The organism is Bradyrhizobium tunisiense, from assembly GCF_042263385.1.
GTDB lineage: Bacteria > Pseudomonadota > Alphaproteobacteria > Rhizobiales > Xanthobacteraceae > Bradyrhizobium > Bradyrhizobium tunisiense.
The window spans coordinates 696,311-717,550 of sequence record NZ_JBHLEV010000003.1 but is presented as its reverse complement, the minus strand read 5'-3'; the positions used below and the strand labels follow the sequence as shown (position 1 = coordinate 717,550).

At 65.1% G+C, this 21,240-nt stretch carries 21 protein-coding genes; 16 read left to right on the top strand and 5 right to left on the bottom strand.

Features of this window, described 5'->3' with window-relative positions; all coding sequences use genetic code 11:
- Positions 1–40: 40 nt before the first annotated feature.
- Positions 41–571: a DUF3617 domain-containing protein gene (locus ACFDR6_RS16685; protein ID WP_375858893.1), complete on the bottom strand. Its 531-nt coding sequence runs from the start codon at positions 569–571 to the stop codon at positions 41–43.
- A 43-nt stretch (positions 572–614) separates the two neighbouring features.
- Positions 615–914, bottom strand: a complete 300-nt coding sequence (locus ACFDR6_RS16680) for a hypothetical protein (RefSeq protein ID WP_212080269.1) — start codon at positions 912–914, stop codon at positions 615–617.
- 184 nt (positions 915–1,098) lie between these two features.
- Between ACFDR6_RS16680 and ACFDR6_RS16675 the strand changes: the two genes are divergently transcribed.
- The 4 genes from ACFDR6_RS16675 (at position 1,099) to ACFDR6_RS16660 (ending at position 3,937) form a co-directional block, all read left to right on the top strand.
- Positions 1,099–1,560 (top strand): hypothetical protein, encoded by a 462-nt coding sequence (locus ACFDR6_RS16675; protein ID WP_317242355.1) that lies wholly within the window; start codon positions 1,099–1,101, stop codon positions 1,558–1,560.
- A 134-nt stretch (positions 1,561–1,694) separates the two neighbouring features.
- Positions 1,695–2,399, top strand: a complete 705-nt coding sequence (locus tag ACFDR6_RS16670) for a ribonuclease T2 family protein (RefSeq protein WP_375858892.1) — start codon at positions 1,695–1,697, stop codon at positions 2,397–2,399.
- 194 nt (positions 2,400–2,593) lie between these two features.
- A complete protein-coding gene (locus ACFDR6_RS16665; RefSeq protein WP_212080264.1) occupies positions 2,594–3,454 on the top strand; it encodes a 23S rRNA (adenine(2030)-N(6))-methyltransferase RlmJ in 861 nt (286 codons plus the stop codon).
- A 267-nt stretch (positions 3,455–3,721) separates the two neighbouring features.
- Complete coding sequence (locus ACFDR6_RS16660) at positions 3,722–3,937, top strand: cold-shock protein (RefSeq protein WP_008544396.1); 216 nt, start codon at positions 3,722–3,724, stop codon at positions 3,935–3,937.
- Between the two features lie 96 nt (positions 3,938–4,033).
- On the opposite strand, the gene ACFDR6_RS16655 is transcribed toward ACFDR6_RS16660, so the two are convergent.
- A complete protein-coding gene (locus tag ACFDR6_RS16655) occupies positions 4,034–4,657 on the bottom strand; it encodes an outer membrane protein (protein ID WP_212080262.1) in 624 nt (207 codons plus the stop codon).
- A 249-nt stretch (positions 4,658–4,906) separates the two neighbouring features.
- On the opposite strand from ACFDR6_RS16655, the gene uvrC reads away from it, so the two are divergent.
- The 7 genes from uvrC to ACFDR6_RS16620 all read left to right on the top strand — a co-directional run bounded on the left by uvrC (position 4,907) and on the right by ACFDR6_RS16620 (position 11,162).
- Positions 4,907–6,949 (top strand): excinuclease ABC subunit UvrC, encoded by a 2,043-nt coding sequence (gene uvrC / locus ACFDR6_RS16650; RefSeq protein WP_375858891.1) that lies wholly within the window; start codon positions 4,907–4,909, stop codon positions 6,947–6,949.
- Positions 6,950–7,044: 95 nt separating this feature from the next.
- Positions 7,045–7,662, top strand: coding sequence for a CDP-diacylglycerol--glycerol-3-phosphate 3-phosphatidyltransferase (gene pgsA / locus ACFDR6_RS16645; protein ID WP_025033832.1), 618 nt, complete (start codon positions 7,045–7,047; stop codon positions 7,660–7,662).
- The gene (gene moaD / locus ACFDR6_RS16640; protein ID WP_212080259.1) at positions 7,659–7,910 is read left to right on the top strand and encodes a molybdopterin converting factor subunit 1; all 252 of its coding nucleotides are present in this window, start codon (positions 7,659–7,661) and stop codon (positions 7,908–7,910) included. The genes pgsA and moaD overlap by 4 nt, the downstream gene beginning before the upstream one ends.
- Before the next feature lie 3 nt (positions 7,911–7,913).
- Complete coding sequence (locus ACFDR6_RS16635; protein WP_212080257.1) at positions 7,914–8,396, top strand: molybdenum cofactor biosynthesis protein MoaE; 483 nt, start codon at positions 7,914–7,916, stop codon at positions 8,394–8,396.
- Positions 8,396–9,355, top strand: a complete 960-nt coding sequence (gene prmB, locus ACFDR6_RS16630; RefSeq protein WP_375858890.1) for a 50S ribosomal protein L3 N(5)-glutamine methyltransferase — start codon at positions 8,396–8,398, stop codon at positions 9,353–9,355. Before ACFDR6_RS16635 ends, prmB begins: the two co-directional genes overlap by 1 nt.
- 89 nt (positions 9,356–9,444) lie before the next feature.
- Positions 9,445–10,032: a phage holin family protein gene (locus ACFDR6_RS16625; protein ID WP_212080253.1), complete on the top strand. Its 588-nt coding sequence runs from the start codon at positions 9,445–9,447 to the stop codon at positions 10,030–10,032.
- Complete coding sequence (locus tag ACFDR6_RS16620) at positions 10,032–11,162, top strand: YihY/virulence factor BrkB family protein (RefSeq protein WP_212080251.1); 1,131 nt, start codon at positions 10,032–10,034, stop codon at positions 11,160–11,162. The genes ACFDR6_RS16625 and ACFDR6_RS16620 overlap by 1 nt, the downstream gene beginning before the upstream one ends.
- Before the next feature lie 50 nt (positions 11,163–11,212).
- Here the strand turns inward: ACFDR6_RS16620 and ACFDR6_RS16615 are convergent, their stop codons facing one another.
- Positions 11,213–12,052, bottom strand: a complete 840-nt coding sequence (locus ACFDR6_RS16615) for a class I SAM-dependent methyltransferase (protein ID WP_317242350.1) — start codon at positions 12,050–12,052, stop codon at positions 11,213–11,215.
- A 120-nt stretch (positions 12,053–12,172) separates the two neighbouring features.
- Between ACFDR6_RS16615 and ACFDR6_RS16610 the strand changes: the two genes are divergently transcribed.
- The 3 genes from ACFDR6_RS16610 (at position 12,173) to ACFDR6_RS16600 (ending at position 16,255) form a co-directional block, all read left to right on the top strand.
- Positions 12,173–13,735 (top strand): winged helix-turn-helix domain-containing protein, encoded by a 1,563-nt coding sequence (locus ACFDR6_RS16610; protein WP_375858889.1) that lies wholly within the window; start codon positions 12,173–12,175, stop codon positions 13,733–13,735.
- 144 nt (positions 13,736–13,879) lie between these two features.
- Positions 13,880–15,385, top strand: coding sequence for an EAL domain-containing protein (locus tag ACFDR6_RS16605; RefSeq protein ID WP_212080246.1), 1,506 nt, complete (start codon positions 13,880–13,882; stop codon positions 15,383–15,385).
- A gap of 15 nt (positions 15,386–15,400) precedes the next feature.
- Positions 15,401–16,255 (top strand): TIGR01459 family HAD-type hydrolase, encoded by an 855-nt coding sequence (locus ACFDR6_RS16600; protein ID WP_212080245.1) that lies wholly within the window; start codon positions 15,401–15,403, stop codon positions 16,253–16,255.
- Positions 16,256–16,425: 170 nt separating this feature from the next.
- Here the strand turns inward: ACFDR6_RS16600 and ACFDR6_RS16595 are convergent, their stop codons facing one another.
- Positions 16,426–16,821 carry a response regulator gene (locus ACFDR6_RS16595; RefSeq protein WP_008567674.1) on the bottom strand — a complete coding sequence of 132 codons (396 nt, stop codon included), beginning with the start codon at positions 16,819–16,821 and terminating at the stop codon, positions 16,426–16,428.
- Between the two features lie 232 nt (positions 16,822–17,053).
- Between ACFDR6_RS16595 and ACFDR6_RS16590 the strand changes: the two genes are divergently transcribed.
- Positions 17,054–18,025 (top strand): bifunctional riboflavin kinase/FAD synthetase, encoded by a 972-nt coding sequence (locus tag ACFDR6_RS16590; RefSeq protein WP_375858888.1) that lies wholly within the window; start codon positions 17,054–17,056, stop codon positions 18,023–18,025.
- A gap of 203 nt (positions 18,026–18,228) precedes the next feature.
- Complete coding sequence (gene ileS / locus ACFDR6_RS16585) at positions 18,229–21,237, top strand: isoleucine--tRNA ligase (protein ID WP_375858887.1); 3,009 nt, start codon at positions 18,229–18,231, stop codon at positions 21,235–21,237.
- Positions 21,238–21,240 lie beyond the last annotated feature (3 nt).

Below are 21,240 nucleotides of genomic sequence, written 5' to 3'. Positions count from 1 at the left end.
CTCGACGCTCGTCCTTTCTCTCCTTGGGAGGAGAAGGAACCTACTTCGGCAGCAGTGCCTTCAGCTTGTCCATATCGCGCACGTTCATCTTGAAGCCGCCGGGCATCACGATGTCGCCGGGCTTCTGATCCGGCTTGCAGGCCCCTAGCCATTTGGCTTGCAGCGTCATGGTGCTGTCGCGGCCGGCCGTACCTGCGATACCGCCCTTTGCGTGCGAGGAGGTCTTCACCGTGTAGGCCGAGTTGAAATCGCCCGTGATCTCGGCATGCGAGGTCGTGTTGACCCCAGCGACATTGCACTCGGAATCGCTGACATAGCCGGTCGCGGTCTTCTTGATCTCCTGCTTGGCGCAAACCTGCTTGGCCATCGGCGAGACGTTGTTGCTCATCTCCTTGTCGACTGTCTCGTCGGTGCAGTGCTGCATGGTCATCTCGGGCACCGGCGAGCCTGATGTGACCAGCTTCATTTCCCAAAGGCCGGCCTTGCGCACCGGCAAATCGTCGGCGCTGGCGCCGGCTGCCGAGAACGCAAGACAAGCGGCCGAGCCGAGCAAAGCGAGTTTGCGCGTCATGGGGGAGACTCCCGGCTGAGAGATTGCGGCGTTACGAAGCGCTTCAGTACAGCGTGCGGATCGGCTGGGCGGCGGCGCCATAGGGCACCCAGCGGCAGGAGAAGGAAATGTAGCCGCCCTCATAGGCCTGCACGCCGAGGAATTTGACGACCTTGCCGTAGCGCGCACAATGATCGACCGCGACCTGTCGCGCATCGACCTGGGTTGCCATGGAATAAGCGACGATGCCGCCGGTGTCGTTGCCCTTGAACGCCGGCACGTAGTCGGCACGCGCCGACTGGCTCGCCGTCAGGCCCGAGACAACCAGGCTGGCGAGAAGACCCGCGGCCGCAATGATTCGCATTACCGTCACTCCAATTGGCTAGCGCCAGTCTACGGTGCCGGGATCGCCGTGAAAAGAACTGAAGGCCCGTCAGCGGGGGCGTTGCAGTCAACTCCTGGCGAAGTGTTGCCGCGCTGCACTTGACCTCCCCCGGCCTTCGCGGCACCGTCCAACCTTCGCAAGACCTTAGCTGTCTGGATTGACCATGCGCGCCCCCTCCCTGAAATCGCTCCGCTTTGCCGCTTTGCTCGGCCTCCTGTTCGGAGCGCTGTCGCTCGGCGAGGCCAGGGCCGCCAATCCGCTGGAGTTAAATTTCTGGCTGAGCGGCCCTCGCTATGACGGTGCCGTTGCCGATTGCGACTGGGCTCTCCCGCGGATCGCGAACGAGTTCGCCGAAAAGGAATCCACATTTTGGAATTCCTCGTTGAAGATCACCGGCTTCGCGGCCGTTCGCGAAACCGCGTTCCGGCCCTGGCAGTCCGACAACATCCCGCGCCGCTACTGCACCGGCGAAGCCATGCTCACCGACGGCAAGATGCGCAAGGTGCACTTCTCGATCATCGAGGATGGCGGCTTCGCCGCTTACGGCAATGGCGTCGAGTGGTGCGTGGTCGGCGTGGACCGCAATTGGGCCTACAATCCGGCCTGCCGAGCCGCCAAGCCTTAATTCGAGAGGCCCTAGCTTGAAGAGCCCTGATTCGGGCCCTTTGCGGCGTCAGCAGTAGCCGCCCGAATTTTGTTCTTGAAATGTTCTTGTCGCCTGCTAGGCTTTCGCACACAGTCTAGTTGAGGGGCGTTGCCATGTTTCATTCCAGATTGCATTCGTTCTCCCGCCTGATGATCTCGCTGGCTCTTTCCCTGATCCTTGCCGCGGGCCTGGCCTCGTTCTCCGGTGACGCAAAGGCCCAGGACAAACGGCAGAACGCGCCGGGCGAATTCGACTTCTATGTGCTGGCCCTGTCGTGGTCGCCCTCGTTCTGTGAGGAGGCGGCCGAGCGTGGCGGCCGGTCGCAAATCCAGTGCGGCGGACGGCCCTACGCCTTCGTGGTGCATGGGCTGTGGCCGCAATACGAGAATGGCTTTCCGGAATATTGCCAGCGGCCCGCGCCGCGACTGAACCGCAACATCGTCTCCTCGATGCTCGATTTGATGCCGGCCCCGGGCCTGATCTTCAACGAATGGGACAAGCACGGCACCTGCTCCGGCCTCGAGGGCCGCAGCTATTTCGAGACGATCCGCAAGGCGCGCGCCGCGATCAAGATCCCGGCCGAATATCTCGATCTGTCGCAGGCCAGGACCGTGGCGCCGGCGGAGGTCGAGGAGGCCTTCATCAAGGCCAATCCCGGGCTGAGCAGCGCCGCGGTCTCGGTCACCTGCAACCGGACCAGGCTCTCCGAGGTCCGCATCTGCCTCAACAAGGACCTGCAATTCCGCGCCTGCGACGAGATCGAACGCCGCGCCTGCCGCCGCGATCAGGTCACCATGCCGCCGATCAGGGGTGGATAGGCCGAGGTCTCCTGCCCCGGATGCGGTCCAATGCGCGGCGAACGCGGCATAGTGCACTGCTGATCCGGGGGCCATCACGCAAGAAGAAAAAGCTGTATCCCGGCTCGGCGGCGCAGCGTCACACGCTGCACCGCGTCCGGGACACGTGATTGTGCCTCTTTGCTCAAGCCATCACGTGGCGTAGTGCTCTTCCCATGAATTACCGTCACGCCTTCCACGCCGGCAGCTTCGCCGATGTCATCAAGCACATCGTGCTGGCGCGCATCATCACCTATCTGCAGGACAAGCCGGGGGCGTTCCGCGTCATCGACACCCATGCCGGGGCCGGTCTCTACGATCTCGACAGCGACGAGGCGCGCAGGAGCGGCGAATGGCTGACCGGCATCGCGCGGCTGTTGCAGGCCCGCCTGTCGAACGAGAGCGCGGCGCTGGCCAAGCCCTATCTCGACATCGTCCGCGCCTTCAATCCGAAGGGTGAGCTCAAGGCCTATCCGGGCTCCCCCTTGATCGCGCGCGGTCTGCTCAGGCCGCAGGACCGGCTCGTCGCCTGCGAGCTCGAGCCGAAGGCGCGAAAAGCGCTGATCGGCGTGCTGCGCCGGGACGAACAGGCCCGCGTGGTCGACCTCGACGGCTGGGTGGCGCTGCCGGCCTTCGTGCCGCCAAAGGAGCGGCGCGGCGTCGTGCTGATTGATCCGCCCTTCGAGGCAAAGGACGAGTTCGAGCGGCTGGGCGAAGCCTTCTCGACGGCCTTCGCGAAATGGCCGACCGGCATCTATGTCATTTGGTATCCGGCCAAGAACCGCCGTGCCACCGACATGCTGGCCGAAACGGTCGCGCGGCTCGCAGCTGCAGCAAAACCACCGGGAAAATGTCTGCGCCTCGAATTCAGTGTCGCGCCCCAGCTCGAAGGCGGGGCCCTCGCCTCGACCGGGCTCCTGATCGTCAATCCGCCCTACACGCTGCAGAGCGAGCTCAAGACGATCCTGCCCGAGCTGGAAATGCCGCTCGGCCAGGGCGGTGCTGCCAGATTCCGATTGGAGGTACCCAAGCCTTGAAGGCAAGCCGTAACACTCCGGCATTCTTGGGAAAAATATGCAGGAGCGGTAGTCAATCTGCAGAGAACCGTATTATGCTGTTTCCGTGACTGGCTTTACGTTCCGCTTCCGCGAATGGTTGCGGCGGAGTGAAGGCCTAAGAAAGATCCGGCCGGACCGCCAGCGGTCCGCCCAAGGATGGCCAGCTCTCCCGGGCTTCGTAACGCCCGGTCATGTCGTGACGTGAGTCTGCGTCGCGGCGGAGGAGCAATGAGGGGGAGTTTCCCGATGGCCATGACGGGAACGGTCAAGTTTTTCAACGGCGAACGCGGCTACGGTTTCATCAAGCCTGACGACGGCGGCCGCGACGTCTTCGTGCATATTACTGCTGTGGAGCGGGCCGGACTGAAGGACCTTGCGGAAGGGCAGCGTATTACTTTCGAAGTCGAACCGGACAAGAAGGGGAAGGGACCGAAGGCGGTCAACCTTGTCATCCTCTCCTAGCGGGCCTGACGAGCAACATTCGGCGCAACATTTCGCGCAAAAAATCCCGGCCGCGAGCGGCCGGGAGTTGTTGTCCGGTATTTTCTTCTTCAGCTATCAGAAGCGATAGTTCACGCCAGCGCGCACGACGTTGGCGCTATAGCCGTTTGACACGCCCGTAATTGCGAACTGACTGGTCGACAGATCGATGTAGAGATATTCGAGCTTGGCGCTCCAGTTCGGAGCCAGGCCGACTTCCGCACCAGCACCGATGGTCCAGCCGGCGGTCGTGTGCGATTCAGACCAGCCGAAGGTCTGCGCGCGCAGCTCGCCGAAGGCGAGGCCGGCGGTGCCGTAGAACAGCACGTTGTTGAAGGCATAACCGGCGCGGCCGCGCAGGGTGCCGAACCACGGATTGGAGAACTTCCACGGCGCGAAGGTATCGTCGGCGCCGGCGGCCTGGATGTCGCCTTCGACGCCGAACACGAACGGGCCGTTCTGGAAGTTGTAGCCGGCCTGCACGCCGCCGACGAAGCCGGACGGCTTTGAAGGATTGTTGTCGACCGAGCCCCATTCATAGCCGATGTTGCCGCCGAGATAGGGGCCAGCCCAGCTATACGCATTGAGCGGCTGGTTGACGGTATAGGGCGCACGCTGCCCGTAACTGAGATCGGCGGCCTCTGCCGAAGCTGTCCAGCCGGCTGCAACCAACGCGGCTGCGCCCACAACGAGCCTCTTCATCACTTAACTCCAACGCAACTGCCGCCACCGGTGCGATGCCCGCGCCGCCGCGCGCGGCAAACCGCATGGTTACGGAACCACCACCTTTTCGCGTAAGATTTATCGAGAGTTTTAAGTTAAAGGCCTGTTAAGCCGGGTTACCGCGCTGTTAACAGGCTTAAGCAAGTGTTACCGGGAACTGCGTCGCGGCCTGTGCGCGCCGCATGGCCGGAACTTCAAATCGGCACCCCCAGCGCCTAAATTCGCTCCATGGCTCACGATTCCACCGACAATCCGGACGACCGCGCGCACAAATTGCCGCGGGCTGCCGCGAGCGACACGCCGCCCGACCTCGATCCTGCCACCACGGGCGGCGACGATGAGGACGAGGCGCGGCTGCCTGATATCCTGGAAGAGAGCGGCGCAGTCGGCGAAGGCCCGCTGGCGAGCGGCCACGAGGCGATCGAGCGCGCCGTCCGCCTCGCCCCCACCTCGCCCGGCGTCTATCGCATGCTCAATGCGAATGCCGACGTGCTCTATGTCGGCAAAGCCAAGAACGTCAAAAAGCGCCTGTCCAGCTACGCGCGGCAAAACGCGCCGCAGCCGGCCCGCATCCTGCGCATGATCGCCGCCACGGTGACCGTGGAGATCGTCTCGACCAATACCGAGACCGAAGCGCTGCTGCTGGAAGCCAACCTCATCAAGCAGCTTCGGCCGCGCTTCAACGTGCAGCTGCGCGACGACAAGTCGTTTCCCTATATCCTGATCACCGGGGACCATTGGGCGCCGCAGATCCTGAAACATCGCGGCGCGCAGAGCCGGCCCGGACGCTATTTCGGTCCGTTCGCCTCCGCCGGCGCGGTCAACCGCACCATCACGGCCTTGCAGCGCGCGTTCCTGATCCGCTCCTGCACCGATTCCTTCTTCGAGAGCCGCACCCGGCCTTGCCTGCTCTACCAGATCCGCCGCTGCGCGGGCCCCTGCACCCGCGAGATCGACTTCGGAGGCTATACGACGCTGGTGCGCGAGGCGAGCGACTTCCTGTCGGGCAAAAGCCATGCGGTGAAGCAGGAGCTGGCGGGCGAGATGGAGAAGGCGGCGAGCGAGCTCGAGTTCGAGCGCGCCGCGCTCTACCGCGACCGCCTCGCCGCGCTGTCGGCAATCCAGTCGCAGCAGGGCATCAATCCGCGCACGGTCGAGGAAGCCGACGTGTTCGCCATCCACCAGGAGGGCGGCTTCTCCTGCGTCGAGGTATTCTTCTTCCGCACCGGCCAGAACTGGGGCAACCGCGCCTATTTTCCGCGCGCGGAAAAGACCTTCACCCCGGAAGAGGTGCTCGGTTCCTTCCTCGCCCAGTTCTACGACGACAAGCCGCCGCCGAGGAATATCCTGCTCTCGCACGAGATCGAGGAGACCGATCTGCTCGCCGATGCGCTGGCAATCAAGGCCGGCCACAAGGTCGAGGTTGCCGCGCCCAAGCGTGGCGAGAAGAAGGAGCTGGTCGCTCACGCGCTGACCAATGCGCGCGAGGCGCTCGGCCGCAAGCTCGCCGATACCGCCACGCAAAGCCGCCTGCTCGACGCCATAGCGGCAACCCTGAGCCTGCCGCATTCGCCCAAACGAATCGAAGTCTACGACAACAGCCACATCCAGGGCACGAACGCGGTCGGCGCCATGATCGTCGCCGGCCCGGATGGTTTCGTGAAGAACCAGTACCGCAAGTTCAACATCAAATCGGAAGGGATCACGCCCGGCGACGACTTCGCGATGATGCGCGAGGTCCTCGAGCGGCGCTTCAAGCGCCTGATCAATCCGCCCGAGGAAGGCACGGTCAAGGCGAAGGACGACGACTTCCCGCAATGGCCCGATCTCGTCATCATCGACGGCGGCCGCGGCCAGCTCAACGCCGTCCGCGAGATCTTCGCAAATCTCGGCCTGACCCAGGTGTCGCTGATGTCGGTGGCCAAGGGGCCGGACCGGGATGCCGGCCGCGAGACCCTGTTCATGCCGGAACGCGAGGCCATCAAGCTGGAGCCGCGCGACCCCGTGCTCTATTTCATCCAGCGCTTGCGCGACGAGGCCCACCGCTTCGTCATCGGCTCGCACCGCAAGCTGCGCAAGAAGGACATCCGCGAGGCCGGCTTGCAGGAGATTCCGGGCATAGGCCCGTCACGCAAACGTGCCTTGCTGCATCATTTCGGGACCCTGAAGGAGATCGAACGCGCCTCGATTGCCGATCTCGGCAAGGTTCCGGGGGTGAGCGCCGAGAGCGCCCGCAGGATTTTCGAGTATTTCCATCCCCAGCCGGGATGAACTAAAGGAGTCGCGGTCATATGCTCGTCGCATCCCGCACCCCATCTGGGAGCGGGACGGTTGACCTTCAGGCCGCAGCGGTATTGGTAGGACGGATGAACATCGCCACGACACGAGGGACGACCAGCCGCGCGATGTCCCTCCCGAACATCCTGACCTATGGCCGGATCGCCGCGATCCCGGTCGTGGTCGGATGCATCTACGCGCAGTCGATTCTGGATCAGCCGCTGTGGCTGCGCTGGGTGGCGGTAGCCATCTTCATCGGCGCCGCGGTGACCGACTACCTCGACGGCTATTATGCGCGGATCTGGAATCAGCAATCGGCGTTCGGCCGGATGCTCGATCCGATCGCCGACAAGCTGCTGGTCGCCTCGTGCCTGCTGATGCTGGCCGCCGACGGCATCATCCACGGCTGGTCGCTGTGGGCCGCCATCGTGATCCTGTGCCGCGAGATCCTGGTCTCGGGCCTGCGCGAATATCTTGCCGCGCTTCGCGTCAGTGTGCCCGTGACCAAGCTTGCCAAGTGGAAGACCACGGTCCAACTCGTTGCCATCGGCTTTCTGCTCGCGGGACCTGCCGGCGATGAGGTGGTGCCCGTCGTCTCGATGATTGGCCTGGCGCTGCTGTGGGCCTCGGCGATCGTGACCATTTATACCGGCTACGACTATTTCCGTGCCGGCATCCATCACCTCATCAAGGAGGACGAGGGATGAAGGTGAAATATTTCGCCTGGGTGCGCGAGCGCGTCGGCAAGGCGGAGGAGACCATCGAGCCCCCTGCGACCGTGCACACCGTCGCGGAGCTGATCGCCTGGCTGTCGAGCCAAAGCGAGGCCTACGCCTACGCATTCGAGAAGCCGAAGGTGATCCGCGCCGCGATCGACCACGCCCATGTCAAATCGGACGCCGTGATCACCGGCGCCCGCGAAATCGCGTTCTTCCCGCCAATGACCGGCGGCTAGACCATGGCCTCCCCTGTCTCCACCTGCCCCGTCACGATTCGTATTCAGGAGGATGATTTCGATATCGCCCGCGAAATCGCGTTCCTGACCGGGAGCCGCACCGACATCGGGGCCGTCGTGAGCTTTTCCGGCATCTGCCGCGCCGACGAGGACAGCGCGAACATCGCAGCGCTGACGCTCGAACATTACCCCGGCATGGCCGAGGAAGAGATCAGGCGTCATGTCGACGAGGCGACCTCGCGCTGGCCGCTGAACGGCATCACGGTGATCCATCGCGTCGGCCGCTTCATGCCGGGCCAGAACATCGTGCTGGTGCTGGCCGCCTCGCAGCACCGCCAGGCCGCCTTCCAGGCGGCCGAGTTCCTGATGGATTATCTCAAGACGAGCGCGCCCTTCTGGAAGAAGGAAGAAAGCGACGCCGGCACCGGCTGGGTCGAGGCCCAGGCCCGCGACGACGAAGCCGCCGCACGCTGGACCCGATCCTGATGGCAAAACCATCCAAAAAGTCCGGGCGCGGCCGCGCCGCGCCAAGATTTGCCAAGATCGGTCCGGGCGAACTTCTCACGCTGCTCGATTACGTCCGCTATGCGGTGAGCCGCTTTGTCGAAGCCGAGCTAGCCTTTGCCCATGGCACGACCGATCCGGTTGCCGAGGCCGCCTTCCTGGTCAGCGAGGCGCTGCACCTCAATCCCGAACAGTTCGAGATGTTCGCCAACGCGCGCGTCACGGCCGCGGAGGGCAAGACCGTCCTCGATCTCATTCATCAGCGGGTCACCACGCGCAAACCGGCCGCCTATCTCGTCAACAAGATCTACATGCGCGGCCTGCCCTTCTATGTCGACGAGCGCGTCATCGTTCCGCGCTCCTTCATCGGCGAGCTGCTGGAGTCGCATTTCGGCGGCGAAGAAAGCGCCGGCGCGCTGATCGACGATCCCATGGCCGTCGAGCGCGTGCTCGATCTGTGCACGGGATCGGGATGCCTCGCCATCCTTGCCGCGCATCATTTTCCGGACGCCACCGTCGATGCCGTCGACATCTCCAAGGGCGCGTTCGAGGTCGCCGCGCGAAATGTCGGCGAATACGGGCTCGAGGACCGGATCAGCCTGTATCGCGGCGACCTGTTCGCCCCGCTCGGCGATGCGCGCTACGACCTGATCATCACCAATCCGCCCTATGTCGATGCCGAAGGCATGGCGGCGCTGCCGCCGGAATGCCGGGCCGAGCCGAAGCTCGCCTTCGATGGGGGCCGCGACGGCCTCGACGTGGTGCGCCGGATCCTGCGCGAGGCGCCCGAGCACCTGACGCCGGAGGGCGGGCTGATCTGCGAGATCGGCCGCGGCCGTGATCTGGTCGACGAGGCCTTTCCGGAACTGCCGCTGCTCTGGCTCGACACCGAGGAATCCGAGGGCGAGGTGTTCTGGATCGCAGCCGCCGATCTCAACTGAACGCTCCTGGCCGCGGGCCCGAACGGAACAAGTCAAATTCGGCCACGTTCATCCCCCGACGAATTTTCTCGCTCTCGGAGGATGTCCAGATGCTCGCGCCATCGGGCGAATTGCTACGCGCCGGCATGGCGCTGAAGCTCAACCACGTCAAACGCGCCGCTCAATCCTATCTGCGTGACCAGACCAGCCAGGCCACCGGCAAGGTGACGTCTTACGCCGTTGCCGGCGGGCTGTTCGCCGTCGCGGGCCTGTTCGTTGTGGCGGCATTCTTCGTCGGCCTGATGGCTCTGTACCGCTGGGTTGCCATCGCTTACGGGCAGTTCTGGGGGTTTGGTGCCGTCGGCGCGGTGCTGCTGGTGCTGGCCGCGATCTGTGCCGGCGTGGCGGCCGCTCAGATGAAGCGCAAAGCCAGGCCGATCGTGCCACTTGCCAGCCGTTTGCGCGTGGCCATAGCGACCCCGCGAATTCCGCGCGGAACGGTCAAGGAGGCGGTGAAGGAGGTCGCGACCGCGATTCCCCTTGCGCCGCTCGCGCCCGGCGAGCGCCGCCATGGCGCAAGAGCGTTGCCAGCGCGCACCAACCGGCCCGTGCAGCTTGGCTTGATGCTCGCGGCAATTGGACTGGCGGGGTTCACTGCGGCACGCCGCAGGCGTCACGGCCATCGATTGGACGCTTGATGCTGGTGCGGCGCTCCGAGCAGATCGACAGCTGGCTGCTGGTGGCGGCGACCGCCGTCTTCGTGCTGACGGCGGAGCGCTACTTTCAGGACTCCGGCCTGGTCCGGTCGGGACCTCCCCAAGACCGCCGCAAAGGCGAGGCGAATTCACCGGAAACCCATCCGGCGGGCGCGGCCGTGCAGCCTGGCCGCGGCCGTCATGCGAAGAGCCCGTTCACGATTCCCTGGGCGGGCTGGAAGGATATCTTCTGGCGCACTTATCAACGCATCGACGAGGATCGGCTGCTGGCGACCGCAGGCGGCGTCGTATTCTTTGGGCTGCTCGCGGTTTTCCCTGCCGTCACGGCGGTGGTCTCCTCCTACGGCCTGTTCGCCGATCCCTCCACGATCAGCTCCAATCTCCACACGCTTGCGACGATGCTGCCCGAAGGTTCGTTCCAGATCGTCGAGGATCAGGTCGCGCGCGTGGTCTCGAACGGCAATACCACGCTCGGCGCCACCTTCCTGCTCGGCCTCCTGCTCGCGATCTGGAGCGCCAATGCGGGCGTCAAGGCGATCTTCGATGCCCTGAATGTCGCCTATGAGGAGCGTGAGAAGCGGAGCTTCGTCAAGCTCAACATGGTATCGCTGGCCTTCACGGTCGGCGGCATCGTGGCGCTGCTGCTGATGGTCGGTGCCGTCGTCGCCTTCCCCCTCGCGCTCAATCACCTCGGCATGGCGCCCGAAAGCAAGCTGATCGTGGCGCTGGCGCGATGGCCGCTGCTGTTCCTCATCCTGCTGGTGGCGCTTGCGATCCTGTACCGCTTCGCGCCCAGTCGCGATGCCCCGCGCTGGCAATGGCTGAGCCTCGGCGCGGTGATCGCGGCCCTTCTCTGGATCGCCGGCTCGGCGCTCCTGTCCTGGTATCTCTCCGAATTCGCCAATTACAACGCGACCTACGGCTCGCTCGGAGCGGCGATCGGCCTGATGACGTGGATGTGGATGTCGGCGATCGTCATCATGTTCGGCGCCGAGCTGAATTCGGAGATCGAGCGGCAGACCCTGCGGGATACGACCGAGGGGCAGCCGAAACCGCTCGGCACCCGCCAGGCGGTCTCTGCCGACACGGTCGGTGCAAGCGCCCCATTCTAGCCGATGAGGACGATCGGGCCGGAGCTTGCCCGGCCCGATCAAGCGGCATCTCAGCGCTTGGTGATCACGACTTCCAGATACTCGCTGTGCACGACGATGGTGCCGTCATCGGCATGGTTGAATTCGCCGAGCAGCGCCAGCAGATCGCGTCTCAGCGCAGCCTGGCCGCTCTCGTCGAGCGCGGCAAACGCCTTCAGTGTCGGCCCGTAGAAGGTCTTGAAGACATCGAGCCAGTGCTCGGGCGAGCGGTAGCGGAACACGAACATGCGAGGCTCGGCCGAGATGTCGGAGGCTTGGCTTGCGAACATCTCCTCGAGTCGTGCCCGCGTGCCCCACAGCGCCGGCGACTTCACGCCGGCCGGCGGCGGCAGATGCTTGCCTATGGTCTTGAACAGCTGGCCGATGAAGCCCTGCGGGGTCCAATTGGCCAGGCCGATCTTGCCGCCGGATTTGCAGACGCGTGCGAGCTCGGAGGCCGCCTTGTCCTGGTCCGGCGTGAACATCACCCCGAAGGTCGAGAGCACGACGTCGTAGCTCGCGTCCGCAAACGGCAGGGCTTCGGCGTCCGCCTCGCGAAATTCGACCGTCAGGTGGTCCGCCGCCGCGCGCTCCTGCCCGCGCTTGAGCAACTCCGGAACATAGTCGGTGGATGTGACGTCACACCAGCGCCGGGCCGCGGCCAGCGTCGCGTTGCCGTTGCCGGCAGCGACGTCCAGCACCTTGCTGCCGGCTCGCAAATCCAGGGATTCGCAGAGTTGCTCGCCGACGATCTGCAGTGTGGTCCCGACCACGGCATAGTCGCCCGATGACCAGGCGCCATGCTGGCGCTGCTTGACGGCGGCTAGATCGGGCTGAGCCGGAGCCTGTTTGAGTGCGGCGGATGTCGACATGGCAATTCTCCAGGGTTTGAAAACGCCGGGACGATAGGGTGTGCGCGACGCGCTGGCCTTGAGAGCGGCGTTATTTTACGCTGAGATCACCTTGATTTCCGAGCCGGAGCCGAGACTGGCGTGCCGTTTCATTTCGAGGATTTCGTGCTCGATGCCGAGCGGCGCGAACTGCGCCGCGCGAAGGCGCTGATCGCGCTCGAGCCCCAGGTGTTTGATCTCCTGCTTTATCTCGTTCGTAACCGCGAGCGCGTGGCGACGCGGGACAATCTGCTCGACGCGGTCTGGAACGGCCGCGTCGTCTCGGAATCAACCCTCACCAGCCGGATCAACGCCGCGCGGCGCGCGGTCGACGACAGTGGTGAGGAGCAGCGGCTGATCCGAACCATCGCGCGAAAAGGCGTCCGGTTTGTCGGCAAGGTCACCGAGCTCTCGGAGGCGGCGACGCCGGCAGTGGCGAGCCGGCCGGCCACCGCAACACCGGCGGGCTTGCCGCTGCCCGACCGGCCCGCCATCGCGGTCCTGCCGTTCGTGAATATGAGCGGCGAGGCCGAGCAGGAGTATTTCTCGGACGGCATGAGCGAAGACATCATTACCGCTCTGTCGAAGCTGCGCTGGTTCTTCGTGATCGCGCGCAACTCCTCGTTCATCTACAAGGGCCGCGCGGTTCATCTGCGTGAGGTCGCGGAGGAGCTCGGCGTCCGCTATGTCGTCGAAGGCAGCGTCCGCAAGGACGGTGATCGCGTGCGCATCACCGCGCAACTTAACGACGTCGCCACCGGCAGTCATCTCTGGGCGGAACGTTACGATCGCGAGCTCGCCGACGTGTTTGCCGTGCAGGACGAGATCACCGAGGCCATCGTCGCCGCGATCGAGCCGCAGCTCTATGCCGCGGAAAGCTATCGCGCCCAACGCAAGCCGCCGGACAGCATGGACGCTTGGGATCTCGTGATGCGCGCGCTTTCGCATTACTGGCGTGTGACACGGCAGGATCACGTCGTCGCGCAGGCACTGCTCGAGAAGGCCATCGCGCTCGACCCCAACTACGGCAAGGCGCTCGGACTGCTCGGCACCAGCTACATGTTCACAGCCCATATGGGCTGGATGGAGATGAGCACTGCGATCCCCGGCGCCGAACGTGCCGCACGAGCCGCGATCCGTGCCGACAACGAGGATGCCTGGGCTCACAACGCGCTCGGGCACGTCAATCTGTTTGCACGCCGGTTCGAGGATTCGCTGGCCGAATTCGAGACCGCGTTGCGGCTCAATCCGAATTTCGCCCTGGCGCAGGGCTATTATGGATTGGCGCTCGGCTATTGCGGCCGCTGGCAGGACGCCGACGAGGCCGCTCGACGGGCGATCCGCCTCAGCCCGCGCGATCCCTATGCGCCCGTCTATTACGGCATCGCCGCTTATGCCCGCTTCCTCGGCGGCGATGACGCGGAGGCCATCCGGCTCGCCCAGGAGGCCCTGCGCCAGCGCAGCGATTTCGTCGGCGCGCACCGGGTGCTGACAGCGGCTGCCGGCATGGCTGGGCAGACGGATCTCGCCCAGGCGGCGCTGAGGGAGCTGCGCCGTGCGCAGCCGAACATCTCCCTCGCCTGGCTCGCCGAGTTCATGCCGGTCAAGCTTGCCCGCGACCGCGACCGCTACATCGATGGCTTTCGCCGGGCTGGATTGACATGAGCCGCGACCAGGCCGCTATCCCCTCGAATCAACAATGATGTTAGGGTCATTCGGCCTAGGGGGAGCACGAGGCGTGACGGGATCGCAACGCGACCCGTATTTTCCCGGGCGAGGCAGTCAGCTCTTAAAGGCGTAACGCGCGGCATGATTCGCATTTCGACGATCTTCATCGCCTTCTGCATGGTTCTGGTCGCGGCCTCGCTCGGGCTTGTGCTCTACGCCGTCGCCGGCATCAGTGGAACCGAATCGGCGATCGTGGCGCTGACCGTGCTGACCTTCCTGATCCTCTACAACGCGGTGTCGATGCGGCTGCGCGACCGCAGCGACGTCGGCGGCCAGATCGCCGATCTGTCGCGTGGCACCGCCGATCTCGCCCGCCAGGTCGCCGAGTTCGGCCGCCGGCTAGCTGCGATCGAGGGACGCATCGCCTCGTCCAATTCGACCAACTCCGACCGCATCCAGTCCGTGGTCGGCGAGATCAATGAGCTCGGCGGCTTGGTCAAGCAGCTCGCAACCACCGTGTCGGCCCATGAGGACTTGCTGGCCGGCGGCGCACCGACGCCGGCCGCCGCCCCGGCGGCCTGGTCCGAGCCGGAGCAGCCCATCGATCTGGCGGCGCCGCTCGACGAACGCCCGGCTGCCCCTCCCCCGCTACCCGCAGCACCTCCGCCTCCGCTGGCGCATCCGCGGCCGGCGCCGGCGGTCCAGCCCCAGACCATCAACCCGTCTCAGACGGCCTCCGGACGCAACCAGACTCAGCTGCTGGCGACGCTCCGCAACGCCGTCGAGGAGAACCGCATCGACATCTTCCTCCAGCCGATGGTGACGCTGCCGCAGCGCAAGGTGCGGTTCTACGAGGCGGTGACGCGCCTGCGCGACGACCGCGACCAGTTGATCGCAGCCGAGGAGTTCATCAGCATCGCGGAGGCCTCCGGGCTGATCGGGCGGATCGACAACATGGTGATGCTGCGCTGTGTGCAGGTGCTGCGACGCCTGATGGTGCGCAACAAGGACGTCGGCGTGTTCTGCAATGTCGCGGCTTCAACGCTCGGCAATTCCACCACCTTCGCGCAATGCCTCGACTTCCTCGAAGCCAACCGGGCGCTGGCGCCCTCGCTGGTGCTGGAGTTCAAGCAATCGACGTTCCGCAATCTCGGCCCGGCCGAGACCGAGAATCTCGCAGCGCTCGCCCAGCGCGGCTTCCGTTTCTCGATCGACCATGTCACGGATCTCAGGATCGAGCCGCGCGAGTTGGCCGACCGCGGGGTGCGCTTCATCAAGGTTCCGGCCACGCTGCTGCTCGACCCCAGGCAGTCCTCGGCATCGGACATCCATCCCTCCGACCTCTCCGACCTGCTCGGCCGCTTCGGCATCGACCTGATCGCCGAAAGGATCGAAGGCGAGCGCGCGGTCGTGGACCTGCTCGACTATGACGTGCGGTTCGGCCAGGGCTTCCTGTTCGCGCCGCCCCGGCCATTGCGGCCGGAGGGGGCATCTGCTACCGGCGGGGCCGCGCCGAACCAGGCGCAGGACATTCAGGGATCCAATGGCTCCGCTCCCCCCAGCCAAGGCACGACATCTGGCACGACGTCAGCCGCAGCTCCGGCACAACGCATCAGCGGCAACGCGGCGCTTGCGCGCCGCATCTGACCGGCCGCGCGCATCATGACCACGCTGCATTTCGCCGAAAGCCTGCGCGAGCTCGTGGGCGGCGTCGATGTCGTGCTCAGCGACATCTGGGGCGTCGTCCATAACGGCCTCGAATCCTTCCCCGAAGCCTGCGAGGCGCTGCACACCTATCGCAGCCGCGGCGGTACGGTGATCCTGATCACCAACGCACCGCGGCCGGCCGACTCGGTGCAGCGGCAATTGCGCAAGCTCGGCGTCGCCGACGAGACCTATGACGCGATCGTGTCTTCGGGCGACCTGACGCGGCTCTATGTGGCCGAGCATCCCGGACGCAAGATGTTCTGGCTCGGCCCCGAGCGCGACAACTCGATCTATCGGGGTCTCGATGCCGTGACCGCGCCGCTGGAGGAAGCCGATTACATCGTCTGCACCGGCCTTTATGACGACGAGACCGAGACGGCGGAAGACTATCGCGGCATGATGCTGAAGGCGCGCGAGCGCAAGCTGACGCTGGTCTGCGCCAACCCGGATATCGTGGTGGAACGCGGCGACCGGCTGATCTATTGCGCCGGCGCAATCGCGGAACTCTATCGCGAGCTCGGTGGCGAAGTGATCTTCTACGGCAAGCCGCACCGCCCGATCTATGAGCGCGCGATGGCGCTCGCCGGCGAACGCCAGGGCCACCAGATCGACCGGAAAAAGGTGCTCGCGATCGGCGATTCCGTCCGCACCGACCTGACCGGCGCGCGCGAATTCGGCATCGACTGCCTGTTCGTCACCCGCGGCATCCATGCAGAGGAGTTCGAGGGTCTTGATCAGCTCGACCCGAATTCGGTGGCGGAGTTGTTCGGGCACCCGCCGAAGGCGCTGATGCGCGAATTGAAGTGGTAGAAAATATCGCGCCCCGGACGCCACAAGCGCGTTGACGCGCGTCTTCGACGCGCTATGGCAAAGCGCTGCAGAGCCGGGGCCAGAGGTTGCGAGTGATTTCGTAGATCGACTGGGTCCCGGCTCAGCGTCGCGTCACTAGCGTGCCGCGCCTTGTCCGGGACACCAAAGTGTTACGCGCTCGCCATGTCCGGGAAGACCGCCTCGATCTTGGTCTTCAGCGTCGCCGCGTTGAACGGCTTGACGATGTAATTGTTCACGCCGGCCTTCTTGGCCGCGATCACGTTCTCGGTCTTGGATTCCGCCGTGATCATGATGAAGGGCGTGGTGGCGAGGTTCGGATCCGCGCGCACTTCGCGCAGCAGGTCGTAGCCCGTCATCGGCTCCATGTTCCAGTCGGAGATCACGAGCCCGTACTTCTTGCCGCGCATCTTGTTCAGCGCTGCCGAGCCGTCGCTGGCATCATCGATGTTCTCGAAGCCAAGCTGCTTCAGCAGATTCCTGATGATACGGATCATGGTGCTGTAGTCATCCACCACCAGAACCGGCATCGACAAATCAACCGCCATCTCGACTCCCCCAACGCATACGCAGGAAATATTAGGATCGGACCTGCCCAGGCCGGGAAGCCCGGCAGTTCCACGCTCAAGGACTAGCACCAAGGCGTTAAACAGCGCGTTAATTGGGGGCGCCCCCAAAGAACTGAAATCGCATTCGATACGGTTGCCCCCTCCCGCTTGACTTCGCCGGGCGGCTCAAGCCACGGTCCCGGCCGGTCCCGCCGGTTCGAGAATTCCCCTGATGGCTCCGCATTTTACCGTTATCCGCGACACCACGCCGGACTCCGCCATTCCAAGGGGTGCCGTGGTCGCCATGGGCAATTTCGACGGCGTTCATCTCGGCCACCGCGCCGTTATCGCCGCGGCCCTGGAAATGGGCCGGGCGCAGGGCCGCCCTGCGCTGGCGCTGACCTTCGAGCCCCACCCACGGCGGTTCTTCAGCCCCAACACGCCGCAATTCCGTCTGACGGACGAGCCGGCCAAGCTGCGGCTTCTGGCCGGCACGGGGCTTGCCGGCGCCGTGGTCATGACCTTCGACAAGGCGCGCGCCGGAACCAGCGCGCAAGATTTCATTCACCATGACCTGATCGGGCGGCTCGGCGTCAGCGGCATCGCCGTCGGCTACGACTTCCATTTCGGCAAAGGACGCGTCGGCTCGCCGAGCCTGCTGGTCAACGAGGCGCCCCGGCTCGGCATCGAGGTCGACGTGCAGCCGCATGTCGATATCGACGAGCGGCCGGTGTCCTCCAGTGCGATCCGGATCGCGCTCGCCGAGGGCCAGCTGGATGAGGCGACCACCATGCTAGGCGCCCCCTGGTTCATCACCGGCGAGGTCATCCACGGCGAGAAGCGCGGCCGCGGCCTCGGCTATCCCACCGCCAACATCCGCCTGGACGCCAATTGCGGCCTGAAGCACGGCATCTATGCGGTGCGGGTTGGCCGCGGAGCTGAGCGGCTGGACGGGGTGGCGAGCTTCGGCCGCCGTCCAACCTTCGACAATGGCGCTCCCCTGCTCGAAATCTTCCTGTTCGACTTCAAGGGCGACCTCTACGGGCAGGCGCTGGACTGTGCCTTCATCGGCTTCATCCGCGAGGAGCTGAAATTCGACAGCCTGGACGCCCTGATCCGCCAGATGGACGACGATTCCGCCCGCGCCCGCGCCATCCTGGCCGCCGCCCCGGACGCGTTTCCGCGGCTGGGCGTGATCGATTGAGGGCCGAACCCGGTCTGCCCGAACCTTTGCGCTTCCCTTGGCCCCCTGCTATGGAGTGCCCATGTTTGCGCGGCGCATCATAGGGATTAGCGGCCCGGCTTCCGCCTGAGCTTTCGGCTCGGCGCAAGACCGGGATTTTGTCGTTTCACCCCGCGATTCCGCATCGCCATTCGTTCCCGCGCCCTTCCGAGCCAGTCAGCCTCATGTCCGAAAAGCCGCAGAAGTCCCAAAAGTCCGAAGCCAAAGACTATTCCAAGACCCTGTTCCTGCCGCAGACCGAATTCCCGATGCGCGCCGGCCTGCCGCAGCGCGAGCCGGAGATCCTCAAGCGCTGGTACGAGATCGGCCTCTACGAGAAGCTGCGTCAAGCTGCGAAGGGCCGCGCCAAGTTCGTGCTGCACGACGGCCCGCCCTATGCCAACGGCAACATTCATATCGGCACGGCGCTGAACAAGATCCTGAAGGACCTCGTCACCAAGAGCCAGCAGATGCTCGGCTTCGATTCCAACTACGTGCCGGGCTGGGACTGCCACGGCCTGCCGATCGAGTGGAAGGTCGAGGAAGAGCACTATCGCAAGAAGGGCAAGCAGAAGCCCGACTTCCGCGACAGTGCCGCGATGATCGATTTCCGCAAGGAATGCCGCGCCTACGCCACGCATTGGCTCGGCGTGCAGCGCGAGGAGTTCAAGCGTCTCGGCGTCATCGGCGACTGGGATCATCCCTACGCCACCATGAGCTATCCGGCGGAAGCCCAGATCGCGCGCGAGCTGATGAAGTTCGCCGCCAACGGCACGCTGTATCGCGGCTCCAAGCCGGTGATGTGGAGCGTGGTCGAGAAAACGGCGCTCGCCGAGGCCGAGGTCGAGTACGAGGACCACACCTCCGATACGGTGTGGGTAAAATTCCCCATCACGTCGCCCGCGCATGGCGCGCTCGCCTCCGCGAGCGTCGTGATCTGGACCACCACGCCCTGGACGCTGCCGGGCAACCGCGCCATCTCGTTCTCGCCGAAGATCGCCTACGGCCTCTACCAGGTGACGGACGCGCCCGCGGACAATTGGACGAAGACCGGCGATCTCCTGATCCTGGCCGACGCACTGGCCGCGGATGTGTTCAAGCAGGCGCGCGTCACGTCCTATGAGAAGGTGCGCGACATCCCCGGCGATACGCTGGATGCGGTGGAATGTGCGCATCCGCTCAAGGGCATCGCCGGCGGTTATGACTTCATCGTGCCGCTGCTGGCTGGCGATCACGTCACCGACGACACCGGCACCGGATTCGTGCACACCGCGCCCGGCCATGGCCGCGAGGACTTCGATGTCTGGATGGCACAGGCGCGCGATCTCGACGCGCGCGGCATCACCACGGCGATCCCCTATACTGTCGACGAGAACGGCGCCTACACCGATCATGCGCCGGGCTTTACCGGCAAGCGCGTCATCAACGACAAGGGCGAGAAGGGCGACGCCAACGAGGCCGTGATCAAGGCGCTCGTCGAACGCGGCATGCTGATTGCGCGCGGCCGGCTCAAGCACCAATATCCGCACTCCTGGCGCTCCAAGAAGCCGGTGATCTTCCGCAACACGCCGCAATGGTTCATCGCGATGGACAAGGACGTCGCGCAGGGCGGCAAGGCGAAGAGCGGCGACACGCTGCGCGCCCGCGCGCTGCACGCGATCTCGGTGACGCAATGGGTGCCGCCGTCGGGCGAGAACCGCATCAACGGCATGATCGAGGCGCGCCCCGACTGGGTGATCTCGCGCCAGCGCGCCTGGGGCGTGCCGATCGCCGTGTTCGTGCGCGAGAAGAGCGACGGCTCCGCCGAAATCCTCCAGGACGAGGCCGTCAACAGCCGCATTGGCGACGCCTTCGAGAAGGAAGGCGCCGACGCCTGGTACGCGAAGGGCGCCCGCGAGCGCTTCCTGGGATCCCGCGCGAGCGAGGACTGGCAGAAGGTCGACGACATCCTCGACGTGTGGTTCGATTCCGGCTCGACGCACGCTTTCGTGCTCGAAGACCCCGTGCAGTTTCTTGGCCTCGCCGGCATCAAGCGCAAGGTCGACGGCGGCACCGACACGGTGATGTACCTCGAAGGCTCGGACCAGCATCGCGGCTGGTTCCACTCCTCGCTGCTGGAGAGCTGCGGCACCCGCGGCCGCGCGCCTTACGACATCGTGCTGACCCACGGCTTCACCCAGGCCGAGGACGGCCGCAAGATGTCGAAGTCGCTCGGCAACACCATCGAGCCGCAGGCGGTCATCAAGGAGTCCGGCGCCGATATCCTTCGGCTCTGGGTGGCGTCAGCCGACTACACCGACGACCAACGCATCGGCCCCGAGATCCTGAAGAACACGGTCGAGACCTATCGCAAGCTGCGCAACACCGTGCGCTGGATGCTCGGCACGCTGCATCATTACAAGCCGGCAGACGCGGTCGCGCCCGCCGAGATGCCGGAGCTCGAACGGCTGATGCTGCACGAGCTCGCAATCCGCGCCGCCGCCATCGGCAAGGCCTATCGGGAGTTCGACTTCAAGACCGTGGTCGCGATCCTGTCCGCTTTCCTGAACAGCGAGCTGTCGGCGTTCTATTTCGACATCCGCAAGGACACGCTGTACTGCGATCCGCCGTCGTCGCCGACGCGCAAGGCGGCGCTGACGACGATCGACCTGTTGTGCGCCTCGGTCCTGAAATGGCTGGCGCCGATCCTCAGCTTCACCGCAGAGGAAGGCTGGCGCATGTACCGGCCCGATGCCGAGCCCTCGGTACACCTGACGCTCTTCCCGACCGATCTCGAAGACTTGCGCGACGACAAGCTCGCCGCGAAGTGGGAGACGATCCGCAACGTCCGCCGCGTCGTCACCGGCGCGCTCGAGCTCGAACGCGCCGCCAAGAACATCGGCTCCTCGCTGGAGGCCTCGCCGGTGATCTATGTCGCCGATCGCGACATGCTCGCCACGCTGTTCGATGCGGATCTCGCCGAGATCTGCATCACCTCGAACTACGAGGTGCATGAGGGCGAGGCGCCGGCGGCTGCGTTCCGTCTCGATGCCGTGCCCGGCGTCGCGGTCGTGGTGGAGAAGGCGGTCGGCACCAAATGCGCCCGCTCCTGGAAGATCTCCCCGATGGTCGGCGACGACGCTGAATACCCCGACGTCACCCCGCGCGACGCGAAGGCGCTGCGCGAATGGAAGGCGTTGGGGGTGACGGTCTGATCC

Coding starts and splice junctions, on each gene's coding strand:
- pgsA (WP_025033832.1), top strand. CDS start 7,045: ATGAACATCGCCACGACACGAGGGACGACCAGCCGCGCGATGTCCCTC.
- ACFDR6_RS16670 (WP_375858892.1), top strand. CDS start 1,695: ATGTTTCATTCCAGATTGCATTCGTTCTCCCGCCTGATGATCTCGCTG.
- ACFDR6_RS16595 (WP_008567674.1), bottom strand. CDS start 16,821: ATGGCGGTTGATTTGTCGATGCCGGTTCTGGTGGTGGATGACTACAGC.
- ACFDR6_RS16685 (WP_375858893.1), bottom strand. CDS start 571: ATGACGCGCAAACTCGCTTTGCTCGGCTCGGCCGCTTGTCTTGCGTTC.
- ACFDR6_RS16605 (WP_212080246.1), top strand. CDS start 13,880: ATGATTCGCATTTCGACGATCTTCATCGCCTTCTGCATGGTTCTGGTC.
- uvrC (WP_375858891.1), top strand. CDS start 4,907: ATGGCTCACGATTCCACCGACAATCCGGACGACCGCGCGCACAAATTG.
- ACFDR6_RS16620 (WP_212080251.1), top strand. CDS start 10,032: ATGCTGGTGCGGCGCTCCGAGCAGATCGACAGCTGGCTGCTGGTGGCG.
- ACFDR6_RS16635 (WP_212080257.1), top strand. CDS start 7,914: ATGGCCTCCCCTGTCTCCACCTGCCCCGTCACGATTCGTATTCAGGAG.
- ACFDR6_RS16615 (WP_317242350.1), bottom strand. CDS start 12,052: ATGTCGACATCCGCCGCACTCAAACAGGCTCCGGCTCAGCCCGATCTA.
- ACFDR6_RS16600 (WP_212080245.1), top strand. CDS start 15,401: ATGACCACGCTGCATTTCGCCGAAAGCCTGCGCGAGCTCGTGGGCGGC.
- ACFDR6_RS16660 (WP_008544396.1), top strand. CDS start 3,722: ATGGCCATGACGGGAACGGTCAAGTTTTTCAACGGCGAACGCGGCTAC.
- ACFDR6_RS16625 (WP_212080253.1), top strand. CDS start 9,445: ATGCTCGCGCCATCGGGCGAATTGCTACGCGCCGGCATGGCGCTGAAG.
- ACFDR6_RS16655 (WP_212080262.1), bottom strand. CDS start 4,657: ATGAAGAGGCTCGTTGTGGGCGCAGCCGCGTTGGTTGCAGCCGGCTGG.
- ACFDR6_RS16665 (WP_212080264.1), top strand. CDS start 2,594: ATGAATTACCGTCACGCCTTCCACGCCGGCAGCTTCGCCGATGTCATC.
- moaD (WP_212080259.1), top strand. CDS start 7,659: ATGAAGGTGAAATATTTCGCCTGGGTGCGCGAGCGCGTCGGCAAGGCG.
- ACFDR6_RS16680 (WP_212080269.1), bottom strand. CDS start 914: ATGCGAATCATTGCGGCCGCGGGTCTTCTCGCCAGCCTGGTTGTCTCG.
- ileS (WP_375858887.1), top strand. CDS start 18,229: ATGTCCGAAAAGCCGCAGAAGTCCCAAAAGTCCGAAGCCAAAGACTAT.
- prmB (WP_375858890.1), top strand. CDS start 8,396: ATGGCAAAACCATCCAAAAAGTCCGGGCGCGGCCGCGCCGCGCCAAGA.
- ACFDR6_RS16675 (WP_317242355.1), top strand. CDS start 1,099: ATGCGCGCCCCCTCCCTGAAATCGCTCCGCTTTGCCGCTTTGCTCGGC.
- ACFDR6_RS16590 (WP_375858888.1), top strand. CDS start 17,054: ATGGCTCCGCATTTTACCGTTATCCGCGACACCACGCCGGACTCCGCC.